Consider the following 16,597-nt stretch of genomic DNA (forward strand, 5'->3'; position numbering starts at 1 on the left):
CTGGAGGCATGAACACCCGCACCACCCCCCGACCGCCGCGGTCGCGCCGCCGTCGCCTCGGCGCCGCACTGCTGACCCTGGTCCTCGTCATCCTCGTCGCTCTCGCGGTGCAGCAGTCGCTGTCCGCCGCGTCGGCCGACGCCGGGCTCGCCGTCCCGTCGCCCGCGCCCACCCCCGTCCCCGAGCTGCCCTCCGCCGGCTCCGGAACCGACGCCGGAGCCGACCACGGCGACGCGGACGGCACGATCGCCGATGGCGACCAGCCGACCGTGTTCGACGTGCACCGCCCGGGCGTGGGCAACCTCGACCCCGCCCTGCTCGACGCGCTCCAGCGGGCGGCGACCGACGCTGCGGCCGATGGCGTGGAGCTGCGCGTGAACAGCGGGTGGCGCTCCGAGGCGCTGCAGGAGCGGATGCTGCAGGAGGCCATCGCCGAGTACGGGTCCGAAGCGGAGGCGCGTCGCTGGGTGGCCACGCCGCAGACCTCCGCGCACGTGTCCGGCGACGCGGTCGACCTCGGGCCGCTCCCGGCGCTCGACTGGCTCGCCCAGCGCGGGTGGCGCTACGGCCTCTGCCAGACGTACGCCAACGAGTCGTGGCACTACGAGCTGCGCCCCGAGGCCGCGGACGACGGCTGCCCCGAGATGTACGCCGACCCCACCGAAGACCCGAGGATGCGCTCGTGAGCGGCGTGCTGCTGGCGGCCCCGCCCGCGACGCTGTCGCGCCTGCACCCCCCGACGCTGTGGACGCTGCCCGAGGCCGTGACCCGCAACGTCCAGCGGGCGCGCGCCGCGACGGATGCCCGCATCATGGCCGTCGTCAAGGCCGACGGCTACGGACTCGGCGCCGTGACGGTGGCCCGGGCCGCGCTCGCCGCCGGCGCCACCTGGCTCGGGATCACCGCGGTAGCGGAGGCCGTGCCGCTGCGCCGTGCGGGCTTCGACGTGCCGATCCTGTCGTGGCTGAACCCCGCGGGGATCGACGCGGCACTCGCGGTCGAGCAGGGCGTGGACGTCGCGGTGGGCTCCGTCGAGGAGCTCCGGCAGCTCGTGGCGGATGCACCGGCCGGGGCCGGGGTGCGTGTGCACCTGCACCTCGACACGGGCATGGCGCGCGGCGGCTGTCCGCTCGACGACTGGTCCGCCCTGCTCGACGAGGCGCGGGCCGCACGCGGACGGGTCGAGGTCGTCGGGGTGATGGGGCATCTGCCCCGCGCCGACGAGGCCGATCCCGCGGTGAACGCCCCGGCGGTACTGCGGCTGCGGCACGGGCGCGACGCCGTACTGCGCGCCGGGTTCGGTCCCGTGCTCGTCCACCTCGCCGCGACCTCCGGCGCCCTCACAGACCCGGCCACGCACGCCGACTTGGTGCGCGTCGGGGCGGGCCTGGTGGGCATCGACCCCTCCCTCACGACCGCGCTCACGGGGGCGGCGCGATTCACGGCCCCGGTGGTGCACAGCGCTCTCGTGCCCGCCGGGACCGCGGTGGGGTACGGCGGCGCGCACGTGGCCGACCGTGCGACGCACCTCGCCGTCGTGGGGGTCGGCTACGCGGACGGCATCCCGCGTGAGCTCGCACGCGGCGCCGGGGTGGCGATCGATGGCGTGCGGCATCCGCTGGTCGGACGCGTGTCGATGGATCAGGTCGTGGTCGACACGGGCGCGGCCGCGGTGCCCAGGGGTGCGGTGGCGACCGTGTTCGGGCCGGAAGGGGGCGCCGTGCCGTCCGTGCAGGACTGGGCGGGGTGGGCGGGCACCATCCCGCACACGATCCTCACCGGTATCGGCTCGCGCGTGGAGAGGGGCATCGCATGACCACGAGGGTGCTGGTGATCGGAGGAGGGCAGAACGCGGAGCACGAGGTGTCGCTCGGGTCCGCGGCCGCCGTGGCCGCGGCCCTGCGGATGAGCGACCACGACGTGGTGTGCGCGACCATCGACCGCGACGGGGTGTGGCGCTCGGACGCGCTGCCGGTGGCGCAGAGCCCCGCCGCGTCGCTGCAGCACGCGCTCGGGCTGATCGGCGGTGTCGACGTCGTGTTCCCCGCGGTGCACGGCGTGCTCGGCGAGGACGGCGCGCTGGCCGCTCTGTGCGCGCTCGCCGGAGTGCGCGTCGTCGGCTCCGGACTGCGAGCCGGTGCGATCGGGATGGACAAGTGGACGACGAAGCTCGTGGCGCGGGCGGTCGGCCTCGGCACGGCGCGCGGACGGCTGGTGGATGCGGCCGACATCGGAGACGTGGAGTTCGACGGTCCGGTGGTGGTGAAGCCCGTGACGGCGGGCTCGAGCCACGGGGTGCGCCTGGTCGCGGAGGAGGGGGAACTGCGAGAGGCGCTGTACGAGGCCGCGCGCTTCGACCGGCGCATCCTCGTGGAGGAGGTGGTCCGCGGGCGGGAGATCGACGTCGCGGTGCTGCGCGAGAAGGGCGGCGTGCGGTGGGCGGCGCCCCCGCTCGAGATCCACGCGGCGGGCGTGTTCGACACCGCGGCCAAGTACGACGGCACGGCCCGGTTCACAGTGCCCGCGGCGCTCGACCCCGGTGACGCCACCGCGCTGACGCGTGCTGCCGTCGCGGTGTTCGATGCGCTGGGCTGCGACGGCGTGGCGCGCATGGACTTCTTCCTCACCGACCGTGGACCGGTGCTGAACGAGGTCAACACGATGCCGGGCATGACGGCCGCCTCGCAGGTGCCGCGCATGTTCGCCGCCGCCGGGGTGTCCTACGTCGACCTCGTGGCGCGGCTCGTGCGGGCGGCGCGGTGACGGGTTCCGGGCATCGCTTCCGTGCCGGGAGAACAGGGGTCGACAGGGGCCCCGCGACGGCGGATCCTGGAAGCATGACGGCGTTCACGGTGCAGGAGGCGTTCAGCGGATTCAGTGTCGACGACCTCGACGCCGCGCAACGGTTCTACGGCGAGACCCTCGGGCTCGACGTGGGGAAGAACGCGATGGGCTTCCTGGAGCTGCGCCTCGCGAGCGGCGGGGTGATCCTCGTGTACGACAAGCCGAACCACGAGCCCGCGAGTTTCACGATCCTCAACTTCCCCGTGGCGGACGTCGATGCCGCGGTCGACGAGCTGCGGGCGAAGGGCGTCGAGACCAAGATCTACCCCGACGACGTCTTCCCCTCCGACGAGCGCGGGATCGTGCGCGGCAACGGGCGCGGGCCGGACATCGCGTGGTTCCGTGACCCCGCGGGCAACGTGCTCGCGGTGATGCAGACGGCCTGACGCCGCGGCTGCACCGGGATCAGAGCCGGTCGACCGCCGTCACCGTGACGACCGCCTCCCCGGCCTCGTCCGACGCGGCGAGGTCGATCGTGGCGCTGATGCCCCAGTCGTGGTCGCCCGCGGGGTCGTCGAGGATCTGCCGTGCGGTCCAGACGGTCGGCCCCTCCGTGAGCAGCAGCAGCCGGGAGCTGCGGGCGTCCGGACCGGTGAGGATCTCGTCGTGCTCCGCGAAGTAGCCGTCCAGGGCGTCGGCCCACGCGTCGGCGCCGAACCCCGGGTCGAGCTCGGCGAGCGCGGCCACGTCCTCCCGCGCGGCGAGCTGCACGCGGCGGAACAGTTCGTTGCGCACGAGGATGCGGAACGCGCGGGTGTTGGCGGTGAGCCGCTTCGGCGCGGGCGGCACGATGGGCTCGTCCGGGGCGTGCGGGTCGAAGCGGCCGTTGTCGGTCCCGGCCGCGAGCTCGGTCCACTCGTCGAGCAGGCTGGAGTCGATCTGGCGCACGAGTTCGCCGAGCCAGGCGATCAGGTCGCGCAGGTCCTCGTCCTTGCGCTCCTCGGGGATGGTCTGGGAGGCGGCGCGGTAGGCGTCGGAGAGATAGCGGAGCACCACGCCCTCCGATCGGGCGATCTTGTAGAAGGCGACGTACTCCCCGAACGACATCGCCCGCTCGTACATGTCGCGCACGACCGACTTCGGCCGGAGGGAGAAGTCGCGGATCCACGGCTGCGCCGCGCTGAACGTCTCGAACGCCGCGTCCAGCAGCTCCTCCAGCGGTCGCGGGTAGGTGATCTGCTCCAGCAGCTCCATCCGCTCGTCGTACTCGATCCCCTCGGCCTTCATCGCCGCGACGGCCTCCCCGCGGGCGAGGAACTCCTGCTGGCCGAGCACGGCACGCGGGTCGTCGAGCGTCGACTCCACGATCGAGATCATGTCGAGCGCGTAAGAGCCCGTGCCCGTCCCGGCCGAGGGATCGGGGTCGAGCAGGTCGAACGCGGCGAGAGCGAACGGCGACAGCGGCTGGTTGAGCGCGAAGTTCGGCTGCAGGTCGACCGTGAGCCGGATGTCGCCTTCGTCGGTGCGCTGCACCACGCCCGACTCCCGCAGCGTGCGGTAGATGCCGATCGCCCGCAGCGCCAGTTCCCGCTGCCTGCTGCGGGGCTCGTGGTTGTCGTACACCAGGCGGCGCATGTGGGCGAACACGTCGCCGCCGCGTGCGATGACGTTGAGCATCATGGCGCTCGTGATCTGCATGTGCGACGTGAGGGTCTCGGGGGTCGCGTCGATGAGCTTGCGGAACGACGGCTCGCCCCACGACACGAAGCCGTCCGGCGCCTTCTTGCGGATGATCTTCCGCTTCTTCTTCGGGTCGTCGCCGGCCTTGCGGATCGCGGCGAGGTTCTCCGTCTCATGCTCGGGGGCCTGCGCCACGACCGTGCCGGCGGTGTCGTAACCGGCGCGCCCGGCCCGCCCGGCGATCTGGTGGAACTCGCGCGCGTTGAGCTGCCGCATGCGCGTGCCGTCGAACTTGGTCAGCGCGGTCAGCAGCACGGTGCGGATCGGCACGTTGATGCCGACGCCGAGCGTGTCGGTGCCGCAGATCACCCGGAGCAGTCCGCGCTGCGCGAGCTGCTCGACCAGGCGGCGGTACTTCGGCAGCATGCCCGCGTGGTGCACGCCGATCCCGGCGCGCAGGAACCGCGAGAGCGTCTTGCCGAACGCGGTCGTGAAGCGGAACTCCGCGATCAGCGCGGCGATCTCGTCGCGCTGCTCGCGCGTCGCGACCTTGGTGCTCGACAGCGCCTGCGCACGCTCCATGGCCGCGGACTGCGAGAAGTGCACGATGTACACCGGCGCCTGCCCGGTGGCGAGCAGATCGTCGATGGTCTCGTGGATCGGCGTCGTCTCGTAGAAGAAGTGCAGGGGCACCGGGCGCTCGACCCCCGTGACCGTCGCGGTCTCCCTGCCGGTGCGCCGCGTCAGGTCGGCCGCGAGCTCGCTCACGTCGCCGAGCGTCGCCGACATCAGCACGAACTGCGCCTGCGGCAGTTCCAGCAGCGGCACCTGCCACGCCCAGCCGCGGTCTGGGTCGGCGTAGAAGTGGAACTCGTCCATCACGACCAGCCCCACCTCGGCATCGCTGCCGTGCCGCAGCGCGAGGTTGGCGAGGATCTCCGCGGTGCAGCAGATGATGGGGGCGTCGGCGTTGACCGAGGAGTCGCCCGTGATCATGCCCACGTTCTCGGCGCCGAAGACGTCGACCAGGGCGAAGAACTTCTCGCTCACGAGCGCCTTGATGGGGGCGGTGTAGAAGCTCCGCCGCCTGCCCACGAGGGCCGCGAAGTGCGCCCCCACCGCGACCAGCGACTTGCCGGTCCCGGTGGGGGTCGAGAGGATCAGGTTGTTCCCCGACACGATCTCGATCAGCGCCTCGTCCTGGGCGGGGTAGAGCGTGATGCCCATCGACTCCACCCACTCCGCGAACGACAGGTACACGGCGTCCGGGTCGGCCGCGTCGGAAACGGTGGCGGGTTCGAGCCGCGGCGAGGAAGTCATGGTCCCTCGATCATCGCATCTGCGTCACACCCCGGTTCCCGTCACGCCCAGGGCGGTCAGCAGCTCGTACGCCGTGGATCTGGCGTGCACGATGACCGCCCCGAGCTGCGACTCCGCCGCCGACACCGACAGCAGCAGCTGTCCGTACGGGGCGAGGATGAAGCTCAGCAGCGCCGTCTGGCTGTCTTCCACGGAGAGCGACACGATGGCGGACAGCGTGGGCTCGGTGCCGCCGGAGATGATCTCCGCCTCGGCCCTGGCCACGCCGAACAGCGAGCCGTTCATGGCCGCGAGGTGCTCGCCCGCCTCCGGTTCGAGCCCGATCGAGGCGATGTGCAGCCCGTCGGCGGTACCGAGCACCGCCGAGGTCAGTTCGGGGAAGCGCCCCCGCAGCTGCTCCAGCCGGGTCATGGCGGACTGATTGACGATGCCCGACCACAGCGGCCAGTTGCCGGCGATGTCGGGGTGCATGCGCGAAGGGTCGTGCGGAGCGCCCTCGGCGCCTCCGTGTGATCTCATCGGTTCTCCTCCGGGAGGTCGAGTGCCGCGCTGGCGACGCGCATCACCGCGTCGCGGTCGCGGGCATCCGCCGCGAGCACGCGCGACGGGGGAAGCCCGTACTGCGCCAGCACGTCGGCGAGCGCGCGGCGGATCGAGGCGATCGACCGGTCGTGGCTGTGGCTCACCACCACGATCAGCCGGTGCCGCTCGGCCGGGAACAGCGCCAGCCACTCTGCCGCGTCGGTGGTCATGGTGTCTCGGTCGCCGCGCACCCACAGCAGGATGCGGGTGCCGGGAAGGGAGACGTTCGGTCGGGCAGCGGCGAACCGTCGCTGCCCGGGGACGCCGATGAGCGCGACCGAGACCTCGGCGGTCGGACGCCAGGTGCCGAAGTCGAGTCCGACGGTGGTGGTCGTCTTGTCTTCGTCGCTGGGCACGGTGGCCGACATCGGAACGTCGGTGTCGACCGGCGGCGCGTCGCTCAGGGAGCGCACCGCGGTGGTCTTACCGGCGCCGACGGGCCCCGCGAAGATCATGCGATATCGGGTCGGCATGTCTGCCCGCCGCCACCGGGAGCGCCTCGACGTCTTGTCCGAGGAGCGTGCCCTGAGTGGCCGGGGGCTTCCGAGGCCGTTCCCGACGGCCTCGTCGGTCAAGCCGCGAGAACCGCGACGTGGCGGTTGACGGCCGACCGGAGCATCGCCAGGTTCGTCGCCTGCCGGTCGGCCGCGAGGTACAGGAACATGCCGTCGTCGATCAGCTTGAGCAGGTGCAGCTGCGTGTCGAGCGTGAGCAGCATGTCTTCCAGATGAGCATCGAGACCGAGAGCCTCGATCGTGCGGTTCTTGTTCTTCACGATCTCGGCGTTGAAAGCGCTGGCGACATCGAGATCGAAGTCCGGTCGGGTCGAGCTCGACGTGAGCGGCAACCCCGATTCCAGGTCGACGATCGACGCTCCGATGAAGCCGTTGATGTCGCGGGCGATGTCGTCGATCAACTGCTTCAGCTCATCTTGCGTGGCCATTGTTCTCCCCAGTGTGTGGTTTTCACCGCGCACACCAGAGACCGCCCAGTGCGGTCACCCCCAGAGTGCACGCGATCAGAGAAGTGTATAACGTTACCCGCCACTGCGCGAACCCGGCCCCGCCACGCCGGACCCGGACGTCACCCTTCTCGGCGCCGCACGATCTCGGCGATCCAGAGCGGCGCGAACGGCGACGTGCAGCCCGGCGCGGTGGGGTAGTCCGCCAGCACGCGCAGCCGCTCGCCGATGTCGATCGCTCTGGCCCGGTGCTCCGCGTGGAAGATGCCGATCGTGGCGAGGGTCTCGTTCATCGCCCACTGCAGCCGGGGAGGGGCGTCGGCGAGATCGCGCTCGATGCGGTCGAGCAGGTCGTCCAGGTCGAGACCCTCCGGAGCCTTCGCGACCCGCACCGTGGTGAGCGACCACGCGGCCGCGGCCACCGTGGGGTCGGCGTCGTCGAACCACCGGGTGCGCAATTCCTCCGTCAGCGGCGACTTCTTCACGACGTAGTTGACGAACCAGTCGTTGACCTTGGGTGGTCGCGTGTCGCGCAGCAGGGCGTCGAGCTCGTCGGCTGTGAAGTCGCGCGGCCGGCAGAGGAGGATCGCCAGGAGCCGGGCGGCCGTGTCGCCGGTCGCCCACAGCTCGGTCGCGAGGACCTGGTCGGTGCCGATGCGCTTCGCCAGGGCGCGCAGGCGGCTGAGGTTGATGCCGTGGTCGTCGCCGCGCTTCTCGTTCGCGGCGCGCTGCTTCGGGTCTTCCAGCGCTGCCAGCTCGGCCAGAGCGCCCTGCACGGTCATGTCGGCCATGCTCCGAGGGTACGCGCGATCACTCCTCGTCGAGCAGCTCCCCGCGGATGCGGCGCAGGTCCTCCATCAGCGAGCCGATCAGGATCCAGTGCTGCGAGGACGGCGGCCGGATCACCAGGGGCGCGGTGAGGGCCGGGATCGCGGAGGTCAGCGCCTCGGGCTCCGGCGCGGGCGCGGACGACTGCACCGCGAGCCGCACATCGTGCCCCGCCCGGCGCAGCTGCTCCGCGATCGCGGTCACGGCGGGCTCCTCGCCCAGCCGGTCGTCGTAGTGGTCGAAGTAGGCGCGCGTCATGCCGATGGTCTGCGTGACGATGGGCGAGAGCCGGTCCAGCAGCTGCCTCAGCTCCGCCAGGTCCGCGCGGTGCGTGGAGCGGCGGGGGTTGAGCGTGAGCGACTCCTCGCCCGCCGCGATCGCCGCCTCGGCCGCCTCCTTCATCGGGCGCAGCAGTCTCACCTCGAGCATCAGCTCCTGCAGCCGGGCCGGGGTCTGCGGTGCGGGCAGGGCGTCGGCGAGACGGTCGAGGCTCGCCGCGAGCTCCCGGCCGAGCAGGCCGACGTCGCGTCGCGCCGGCTCGACCAGCACGGGCGGCACGATCAGCGCGTTCACCACGATGCCGATCACCACGCCGATCAGGGTCTCGGCGATGCGGGCGATCGCGTACTCCGGGCTCGACGACCCCAGGGCCAGCACGAGCATCGCCGAGATCGCGACCTGGTTGCCGGTGCCCGGGGAGGCGCGGAAGATCCACGCGACCAGCATCGCCACCACGATCGCGAGCAGCACGATCCAGCTGGGGGAGCCGAGGAGGAGGCCGAGGGCGACGGCGATCACCACGCCCACGATCACGCCGATGCTGCGCTCCAGCGCCTTGGACAGCGACTGGTTGACGCTGGGCTGCACCACCAGCAGGGCCGCGATCGCCGCGAACACCGGCAGCTGCCCGGGGAAGGCCCAGCCCGCGATCAGCCAGGCCGCGATCGTGGCCGCGGCCGACTTCACGACCTGCAGCAGCGGGGACCGCTGGGAGGCGCGGATCGCGGCGGGGAGGCGCATGCCTCCACGCTAGTCCGCCGGTGCCGCCCCACCGCGCTACGGTCCCGTGCCGCCCGCTGTCAACCCCGTCGCCGATCCGGCCCGCACCCTGCTGAATGGAGGGACACGAACGACGAACAGCAGAGGAGCATCCCCATGGTGCAGATCATCGAGACCATCGACGTCGACGTTCCCGTCCGCACGGCGTACAACCAGTGGACGCAGTTCGAGAGCTTCCCGAAGTTCCTCGACGAGGTCGTGTCCATCACGCAGCTCGACGACACGCACACGCACTGGAAGGTGAACGTGGGCGGCGCGGAGCGCGAGTTCGACGCCGAGATCACCGAGCAGCACCCGGATGAGCGCGTCGCCTGGAACAGCGTCGGCGGTGAGACCGAGCACGCGGGCGTCGTGACGTTCCACAAGCTCGACGACGTCACCACGCGCGTCACGGTGCAGCTGGACTGGGAGCCCGAGGGGCTGCTGGAGAAGGTCGGCGCGCTCGTCGGCGCGGGATCGCACGCCGTGAAGAAGGACCTGAAGAACTTCAAGGAGTTCATCGAGGGCCGTGGCGTCGAGACCGGCGCCTGGCGCGGCGACGTCGACGCCTGACCGGAGACCGATCGAGGCCCGGAGCACCGCAGCGCGCGGGGCTCCGGGCCTCGTCGCGTGAGCAGGACGCCGCGACCGCGCCAGGGGGATGCGCACGTCGGAGCCCCGTGCTTGCATGAGCGGATGGAGAGGGAGCGACGGTTGCGGGCCGAGGCCGAAGCGGTCGCGGCGACCGCGGTGTGCTTCGTGCTCGGTGCCGCCGCGGGGCTGATCGCGCTGCGCGGTGCGGCCCGGCCCCTCACCGGTGCCGACTCCCTCGCGATGCCGGTCGCGGCGATCGCGGGGGTGGTCGCCGCGCTCGCGTTCCTCGTGAGCACGCTGCGCCATCGCCGCGGGGAGACCTCCGCGATGCCGCGGTGGCAGGCCCTGGTGTCGCACCTGGCCGCCACGGCCCTCACCCTCGCGTTCGGCGCCGTCACCGTGATGGGCGTGCTGCTCACGGCCGAGGTGCTGGCGGTCGGGCTCCGCGGTCTCGAGCTGGGTGCGGTGGGCGGCGGTCTGCTCGCCGGGGTCGCGGCGGGAGTGGGCGGGCGGTTCGGTTTCGGCGCCGGGATCGGGCTGCGCACGGCCGACCTCGCCGGGCTCCTGTTCGGCTTCCTGGTGATCGGCACACTGTTCGCCATGGTGACGGCGGCCGATCCGCGGTGGTGGGAGCGGAACTTCTCGCAACTGGGCGTGGGGTGGGCGTTCAACGGCACGCTCGTGGTGGCCGGGCTGCTCGTGGCCACGGTCGGCGCCTACATCGGCCGCGATCTGCACCGCGTGCTCGGCGACGACGCCCTCCCGCGCATCGCCGCGATCGTGGCGCTGTGGGCGGTGGCCGGGGCGGCGCTCGCGGCCGTGGGGCTGCTGCCGCTGTCGCGGGCCCCCCTGCCGCACAACATCGCGGCGTTCGCGGCGCTCGTGCTGTTCCTGGCCGCGGGGGCGCTCACCACCGCCACGGTGCCGGGCGGTCCGCTCGTGCTCGTGGTCACCTCCATCGCGGTGGGCGTGCTCGTGGTGGTCGCGGTCGTGCTGTGGCTGCCCTTCGGGCTGTACGCGGTGACCGCGGTCGAGGCGATCGTGGTCGGCCTGGGGCTGCTGTGGATGGCGACGCTCGTGCGGGTGCTCGCGATCCTGGTGCCCGCGGAGCCGCGCCGCTCGGCCCGGCGCTCTCCCCTGCGGGCGTCCTGAACCGCGCGGGTCCCCGGGGGGAGCGGGGATCCCTAGGCGGTTCCGATCCCGCGGCATCGGGAAGATAGGGCATCCGTCCGATGCGGCGACGGCACCTCAGAGCGGAGTGTAGGGATACACCGAACCGTCGAGGAGAGATCATGTTCGAGCACCCGTATCTGACCCAGCAGGTGACCGCTCGCGAGCAGGAGCACATCGCAGCGGCGGCGGAGCAGCGTCGTCGCCTGATCGAGCGCGCGGACCAGATCGTGCCGCGGGCGGAAGGCCCGGTGCGGCGGCTGCTGCGTCGTCTCGCGCGGCGTCGCACCACCGTGGGCACCGCCGCGCGCCCCGTGGCCGAGCGGACCGGTGGGGCGTGCGAGCCCGCGGTCGCCCGGTGACCGACGCGGTCGTGCTGCCGTTCCCGCACCCCTCCCCCGATGTCGGCGGTCGGTGGGACGATGGAGGCATGGCCCCAGCCCCCAGCGCCGCGATGGTCGGGCGAGACGCCGAGCTCGCCGAGGTGCGCCGTCTGTTCGACGGAGCGCGCGGCGGTGTGCCCGCGGCGGTGCTGGTGGAGGGCGAGGCGGGGATCGGCAAGTCGCGTCTGGCGCGCGAGTTCGGTGCCGAGGTCGCGAACGCCGCCGACGTGCACGTGGGGTGGTGTCTCGACCTCGGGGCGTCGCGCATGCCGTTCGGCCCGCTGGCAGGCATCCTCCGGTCGATCGTGGCGAGCATGGGCGTGGAGCGCGTGCGAGCCGTGGTCGGCGTGGGCATCGAGGCGCTCGGGATGCTGCTGCCCGAGCTCGTCGACGCTCCCGCCGCCCGGGAGCGCACCAGCCCGGAGCGGCTGCGCGACGCGATCGCCTCACTGGTCGAGGCCGCGGCGGAGGTGTCGCCGCAGGTGCTCGTGGTGGAAGACCTGCACTGGGCGGACGACTCGACCCTGGCCATCCTGTCGTTCCTGCTGCGGGCGTGGGACCACGGCCGCATCCTGCTGCTCATCACGTGCCGCACCGACGACGTGCGCCGCGGCGACGCGGTGAGCCGTTTCATCGGGGAGGCCACCAGGGCGCGGCTGTTGGAGCGGCTCACCGTGCCGCGACTGGAAGACGAGGCCGTGCGCGAGCTGGTCGAGCAGATCACGGGCCGCGCTCCGTCGGCATCGGCGCTCGAGCGCCTGCAGGTGCGGGCGGAGGGCGTGCCGTTCTTCGTGGAGGAGATCGCCGGGTGCTCGCAGGGTCCGCTGCCGGACAGCCTCCGCGACCTGCTGCTGGCACGCTTCGACCGGCTGGGTGACGATGCGGGACGCGTGGTCCGGGTGATCTCCGGGGCCGAGCGTCCGCTGAGCCACCCTCTCGTCACGCGCCTCTCGGGTCTGTCCGAGGAGCGTCTCGACGAGGCGCTTCGCGAGGCCGCCCGGAGCGGCATCATCGTGGTGGAAGACGACGACTACCGGTTCCGGCATGCGCTGCTGCGCGAGGCCGTGCACGACGATCTGCTGCCGGGCGAACGGGCCCGGCTGCACCGCGCGTACGCCGAGGCGCTGGAGGAGCAGAGCGCGGGAGCGGCCGACCGGGGTGACGCCGCGGCCCTGGCCTACCACTGGCAGCTCGCGCAGGACGACCGTCGCGCGATCACCGCGGCCGCCGAGGCGATGCGCCAGGCCAAGGCGCAGTATGCATTCGCGAGCGCCGCCCGGTTCGGCGAGCTCGTGCTGGAGCTGTGGCCGCTCGTTCCCGACGCTGCCACGGCCACGGGTTTCGAACGGCTCGAGCTGCTGCACCTGCTCGGCTCGGTGCTGCGCAACGCGGGGGACGGGGAGCGCGCGCTCGCGGTGGCCAACGTCGCCCTCGCCGAGGTCGACCCCGCGACGGTCGACCCCCGGTTGCACGCCCGCCTGCTGCGCAACAAGGCGCTGTATCTGGTGAATCTCGGGCGGCTCGGGGCCGTGCCACTGCTGCGTGAGGCGCTGGCGATCGCCGAGGAGCACGTGCCGGACGAGGCGTTCCGGGCGGAGCTGCTCAACCAGCTCGCGGGTCGCCTCATGATCGCGGGTGACCGCGAGGACGCGATCGGGTTGGCGGACGAGGCCGAGCGCCGGGCGGCGGCCGCGGGTTCGCGCGACCAGCAGTCGGTCGCGGCCAACATGCGCGGGAGCTGCCTGGCGCACCTCGGCGCGGTGGAGGAGGGCGTGCGGGAGTTCGAGCGCGCGCGGGTGCTGGCGGAGGGGTCGACCGCCGAGATGCGCTACCGCGTGAACTACTCCGACCTGCTGACGCTGCTGGGCCGGTACCGCGAGGCGGTCGGGGTGGCCGAGGCCGGATTGCAGCGCGCGCGGGAGCTGCGCGTCGAGCGCACGTCCGGGTCGATCATGGCGCAGAACATGATCGTCCCGCTGTTGGAGCTCGGCGAGATCGACCGCGTCGAGGAGATGCTGTCGCGCGACTTCGTGCAGGGCACGCTGCGGGTGTTCCGCATGTACATGAGCATGACCCGCGTGCGGGTGCTCGCGTGGCGGGGACGGTCGGCCGAGGCGGCGGAGATGCTGCGGGAGTGGCGCCCGGCGTTCGAGGAGACGGGCGGCTCGGAGCGGCAGATCTGGTACGACCTGGTGACGATGACGGTCGCGGTGGCGCAGAGCGAGGGCGACCTCGACGGGGCGCTCGGTGCGATCCTCGCGATGGTGCAGGACGAGAAGCCGGCGCTGCTGCACCAGCGGCGGCTGCTGCTGGAGGGTGGCGCGATCATCGCGGAGCTGCGGGGACGGGGTGCGGACGTCGCGGCGGCTTCGGCCACGATTCGCCAGGCGTGGCTGGCGCAGCCGGAGCAGCTGCAGCACGACGGCTGGTGGGCGATGCTGGATGCGCTGCTCGACCCGCGTCCGGAGAGTGTGGAGGCCGCGCTGCGTCATGCGGATGGCGACGATGTGCCGGTGACCTTCCGGGTGGTGCTGCGCCTGGAGCGCGCGCGGCTGCATGTGCGGGACGGTGAGCGTGCGGCGGCGTCGACCGTGATCGCCGAGGCCGCGGAGATCGCCGAGGGACTGGGCCACGCACAGCTGCAGGCCGACGTCGCACGGTTCGCCGATGCCGCCGGGCTGCGCACCGGGACGGCGCCAGCCGAGGCGGAGCTGCTGACGGCCCGGGAGCAGCAGGTGCTCGACCTCATCGCCGAGGGCCTCAGCAACCGTCAGATCGGGGAGCGTCTGTTCATCAGCGTGAAGACGGTGAGCGTGCACGTGTCGGCGGTGTTGCGCAAGCTCGGGGTGAGCACGCGCACGGAGGCGGCGCTGGCGCGGCGGGTCGTCGACCCGGCTTCGGACAGGTCCGCCGTGGTAGCGTGACCGAGCACGTGTGTCGGATCTTCCGGCGCGGTGCAGGCCGCGTCAGCGGCCGGTTCAACAGAAAGTAGAAAACACATGGCCACTGGCACTGTGAAATGGTTCAACGCGGAGAAGGGTTTCGGCTTCATCGCTCCCGATGACGGCACGGAAGACCTCTTCGCCCACTACTCGGCTATCGCCGGCTCCGGTTTCAAGGAGCTCCGCGAGAACCAGAAGGTCGAATTCGACGCTGAGCGTGGCCCGAAGGGCATGCAGGCGGCGAACATCCGCGCTCTCTGAGCGTGCGCTGACTTCCTGAAGCCGGTCGGATCCTGCGGGATCCGGCCGGCTTTTCGCATGCCCAAGCGCCGGCAGGCGTCATCGGGGGCTGCTAGCGGGACGGTCTTCTTCGTGTCGGCGAAGAATCGCGCGTGAGGTTTGCGCCGACCAGAAAGGTCAGGAGGCCGACGACGAGGTGCGCGGCCAACGATTGCACGGCGGTTCCGGTGAGGCTGCCGGTCAACCCAAGCCACGTGAGCAACCCCCCCCAGGCGAGGACGAGCGCTGTGGCGAGGGCGGTCCCCGCCTTCGCGCCGATCCTGCCCGCGACGAGACCGAGAAGGAGGAGCGCAATGCCGACGATGACGAGGCTCATGCTGGCTCTCCTAGCATTTGTGGACCCACGGCCACCAGATTCCGGCAGGGCCGCCTACGCCGACGACGTAGTGGATGGAGATGCAGTTTCCGCCCGCGAGCTGCGTGCCGCCAACCGCCACAACGGTAGCGCAGGCCACCTGAAGGAGCTTTGCGAAGGCGACCTTGGACTTGCTCAGTATGGCTGCGCACGCGGAATACCCCGATATGGCACCAAGGCTCTCCGCCCGATTCAGGTGAACCACGTCCACTGCGGCGCTTGGCCGCCCCTATCAGTCAGGATTGCGGAGAAGCGCGTCGTGTTGTCGTGTGGGGAACTCACGGCGTATGTGATCGATGAATCCTTCGCGGTTGCATACGGGCCCGACGCTGACACCATCGCATCATGTGAAGCGCCGAGTGCTATCCGCATGTCGCCCCCATCGAGGTCGACATGCACCCCAGAATCACCGGCGGCGAGCAGTCACTTTGGGGGACAGCAGCAGTCCCTGGCGAGAAGCGACTTCCCCGTTCGCGCGCGACGTGCCGCCAGCCCTCCGCCCCCGGTCGGTGCCATCGAAGTGAGGTCACCCTAACCCCTGTGTTAGATTAGGCGAGCCTTACCAAAGGCCGGGCGCCCCGCGCGCCGCCACCCCCATCCCATCCCGAAGGGAACGCCTGTGCGCACCTCTCGACTCCTCGCCATCGGCGCGGCCGCCGCGCTCGCCGTGACGCTGTCGGCCTGCTCGTCCTCCGCTCCGGAGTCCACCGCCTCCGCCGGCGGCAACCCCGCCTCCGACGACGCGTTCCCCGTCACGATCGAGCACGTCTACGGCGAGACCACGATCACCGAGAAGCCCGAGCGCGTGGCCACGGTCGCCTGGGCCAACCACGAGGTCCCCCTGGCGCTGGGAATCGTCCCGGTCGGGATGAGCAAGGCGGCCTGGGGCGACGACGACGGCAACGGCATCCTCCCGTGGGTCGAGGACAAGCTCGACGAGCTCGGCGGCGACGCCCCGGTGCTGTTCGACGAGACCGACGGCATCGACTACGAGGCGGTCGCCGACACCGAGCCCGACGTGATCCTCGCCGCCTACTCCGGGATCACGCAGGAGGAGTACGACACCCTCTCCAAGATCGCGCCGGTGGTGGCCTACCCCGACGTCGCGTGGGGCACCTCGGTCGACGACATGATCGAGCTGAACTCCACGGCCCTCGGGCTCGAGGACGAGGGCGAGGCCCTGATCGAACAGCTCCACGCCGAGGCCGACACCGCGCTCGAAGCCCACAGCGTGCTGAAGGACAAGAAGGTGCTGTTCGCGTACTTCGACCCGAGCGACCTGAGCACGATCGGCTACTACACCGCGGCCGACACGCGCCCCGGCTACCTGCACTCGCTCGGCCTGCCGTTCCCCGCGATCGTGGAGGAGAGCGAGGGCAGCGACAAGTTCAACCTCGAGGTGAGCGCCGAGGAGGCGCAGAAGTTCGACGACGTCGACCTGTTCGTGACCTACGGCGACGACTCGACCCTGGCGACCCTGCAGGCCGACCCGCTGCTGTCCAAGATCCCCGCCATCGCGGAGGGCCGCGTCGCGATCCTTCCCGACGCGACGCCCATCGCCGCCTCGGCCAACCCGTCGCCGCTGTCCATCCCGTGGGGCCTCGACGACTACCTGGCGATCCTGGCCGCACCGCTCGCGCCGTAACCCTCGGCCGCACCG

At 71.8% G+C, this 16,597-nt stretch carries 17 protein-coding genes; 10 read left to right on the top strand and 7 right to left on the bottom strand.

From position 1 onward, the window contains the following. The first annotated feature begins 8 nt into the window (after nt 1-8). From KE274_RS01685 to KE274_RS01700, 4 genes are all read left to right on the top strand, one after another. Entirely contained in the window at nt 9-686 is a 678-nt protein-coding gene (locus tag KE274_RS01685; protein WP_211540490.1) for a M15 family metallopeptidase, read from the top strand. After that, complete coding sequence (gene alr, locus KE274_RS01690; protein ID WP_307872119.1) at nt 683-1,816, top strand: alanine racemase; 1,134 nt, start codon at nt 683-685, stop codon at nt 1,814-1,816. The genes KE274_RS01685 and alr overlap by 4 nt, the downstream gene beginning before the upstream one ends. Beyond that, nucleotides 1,813-2,763: a D-alanine--D-alanine ligase family protein gene (locus KE274_RS01695; RefSeq protein WP_211540492.1), complete on the top strand. Its 951-nt coding sequence runs from the start codon at nt 1,813-1,815 to the stop codon at nt 2,761-2,763. Before alr ends, KE274_RS01695 begins: the two co-directional genes overlap by 4 nt. A gap of 74 nt (nt 2,764-2,837) precedes the next feature. After that, nucleotides 2,838-3,230 carry a VOC family protein gene (locus KE274_RS01700; RefSeq protein WP_211540495.1) on the top strand — a complete coding sequence of 131 codons (393 nt, stop codon included), beginning with the start codon at nt 2,838-2,840 and terminating at the stop codon, nt 3,228-3,230. 19 nt (nt 3,231-3,249) lie between these two features. Here the strand turns inward: KE274_RS01700 and KE274_RS01705 are convergent, their stop codons facing one another. The 6 genes from KE274_RS01705 to KE274_RS01730 form a co-directional block, all read right to left on the bottom strand. Then, nucleotides 3,250-5,784 (bottom strand): DEAD/DEAH box helicase, encoded by a 2,535-nt coding sequence (locus KE274_RS01705; RefSeq protein WP_211540498.1) that lies wholly within the window; start codon nt 5,782-5,784, stop codon nt 3,250-3,252. Between the two features lie 24 nt (nt 5,785-5,808). Beyond that, nucleotides 5,809-6,303 carry a roadblock/LC7 domain-containing protein gene (locus KE274_RS01710; RefSeq protein WP_211540506.1) on the bottom strand — a complete coding sequence of 165 codons (495 nt, stop codon included), beginning with the start codon at nt 6,301-6,303 and terminating at the stop codon, nt 5,809-5,811. Beyond that, on the bottom strand, nt 6,300-6,839 hold the full coding sequence (locus KE274_RS01715) for a hypothetical protein (RefSeq protein ID WP_211540508.1): 540 nt from the start codon (nt 6,837-6,839) through the stop codon (nt 6,300-6,302). The genes KE274_RS01710 and KE274_RS01715 overlap by 4 nt, the downstream gene beginning before the upstream one ends. A 98-nt stretch (nt 6,840-6,937) precedes the next feature. After that, entirely contained in the window at nt 6,938-7,309 is a 372-nt protein-coding gene (locus tag KE274_RS01720) for a hypothetical protein (protein WP_211540510.1), read from the bottom strand. A gap of 140 nt (nt 7,310-7,449) precedes the next feature. Continuing rightward, nucleotides 7,450-8,118, bottom strand: a complete 669-nt coding sequence (locus tag KE274_RS01725; RefSeq protein ID WP_211540511.1) for a DNA alkylation repair protein — start codon at nt 8,116-8,118, stop codon at nt 7,450-7,452. A 19-nt stretch (nt 8,119-8,137) separates the two neighbouring features. Next, entirely contained in the window at nt 8,138-9,175 is a 1,038-nt protein-coding gene (locus tag KE274_RS01730; protein ID WP_211540512.1) for an FUSC family protein, read from the bottom strand. A gap of 135 nt (nt 9,176-9,310) precedes the next feature. On the opposite strand from KE274_RS01730, the gene KE274_RS01735 reads away from it, so the two are divergent. From KE274_RS01735 to KE274_RS01755, 5 genes are all read left to right on the top strand, one after another. Continuing rightward, entirely contained in the window at nt 9,311-9,766 is a 456-nt protein-coding gene (locus tag KE274_RS01735; RefSeq protein ID WP_211540515.1) for an SRPBCC family protein, read from the top strand. A gap of 123 nt (nt 9,767-9,889) precedes the next feature. Continuing rightward, entirely contained in the window at nt 9,890-10,939 is a 1,050-nt protein-coding gene (locus KE274_RS01740; protein WP_249185816.1) for a hypothetical protein, read from the top strand. 140 nt (nt 10,940-11,079) lie between these two features. Further along, nucleotides 11,080-11,319 carry a hypothetical protein gene (locus KE274_RS01745; protein WP_211540517.1) on the top strand — a complete coding sequence of 80 codons (240 nt, stop codon included), beginning with the start codon at nt 11,080-11,082 and terminating at the stop codon, nt 11,317-11,319. A gap of 68 nt (nt 11,320-11,387) precedes the next feature. Further along, nucleotides 11,388-14,264, top strand: coding sequence for a helix-turn-helix transcriptional regulator (locus tag KE274_RS16620; RefSeq protein ID WP_211540520.1), 2,877 nt, complete (start codon nt 11,388-11,390; stop codon nt 14,262-14,264). A gap of 75 nt (nt 14,265-14,339) precedes the next feature. Next, nucleotides 14,340-14,543, top strand: coding sequence for a cold-shock protein (locus tag KE274_RS01755; protein ID WP_025104028.1), 204 nt, complete (start codon nt 14,340-14,342; stop codon nt 14,541-14,543). A 91-nt stretch (nt 14,544-14,634) separates the two neighbouring features. Here KE274_RS01755 and KE274_RS01760 read toward each other — a convergent pair whose 3' ends face one another. Next, nucleotides 14,635-14,898 (bottom strand): hypothetical protein, encoded by a 264-nt coding sequence (locus tag KE274_RS01760; protein WP_211540522.1) that lies wholly within the window; start codon nt 14,896-14,898, stop codon nt 14,635-14,637. Between the two features lie 658 nt (nt 14,899-15,556). Here KE274_RS01760 and KE274_RS01765 point away from each other — a divergent pair. Beyond that, a complete protein-coding gene (locus KE274_RS01765) occupies nt 15,557-16,582 on the top strand; it encodes an iron-siderophore ABC transporter substrate-binding protein (protein ID WP_211540524.1) in 1,026 nt (341 codons plus the stop codon). Nucleotides 16,583-16,597: the final 15 nt, after the last annotated feature.

Origin of the sequence: Microbacterium paraoxydans (assembly GCF_018224615.1) — a bacterium.
GTDB classification, from domain to species: domain Bacteria; phylum Actinomycetota; class Actinomycetes; order Actinomycetales; family Microbacteriaceae; genus Microbacterium; species Microbacterium paraoxydans_B.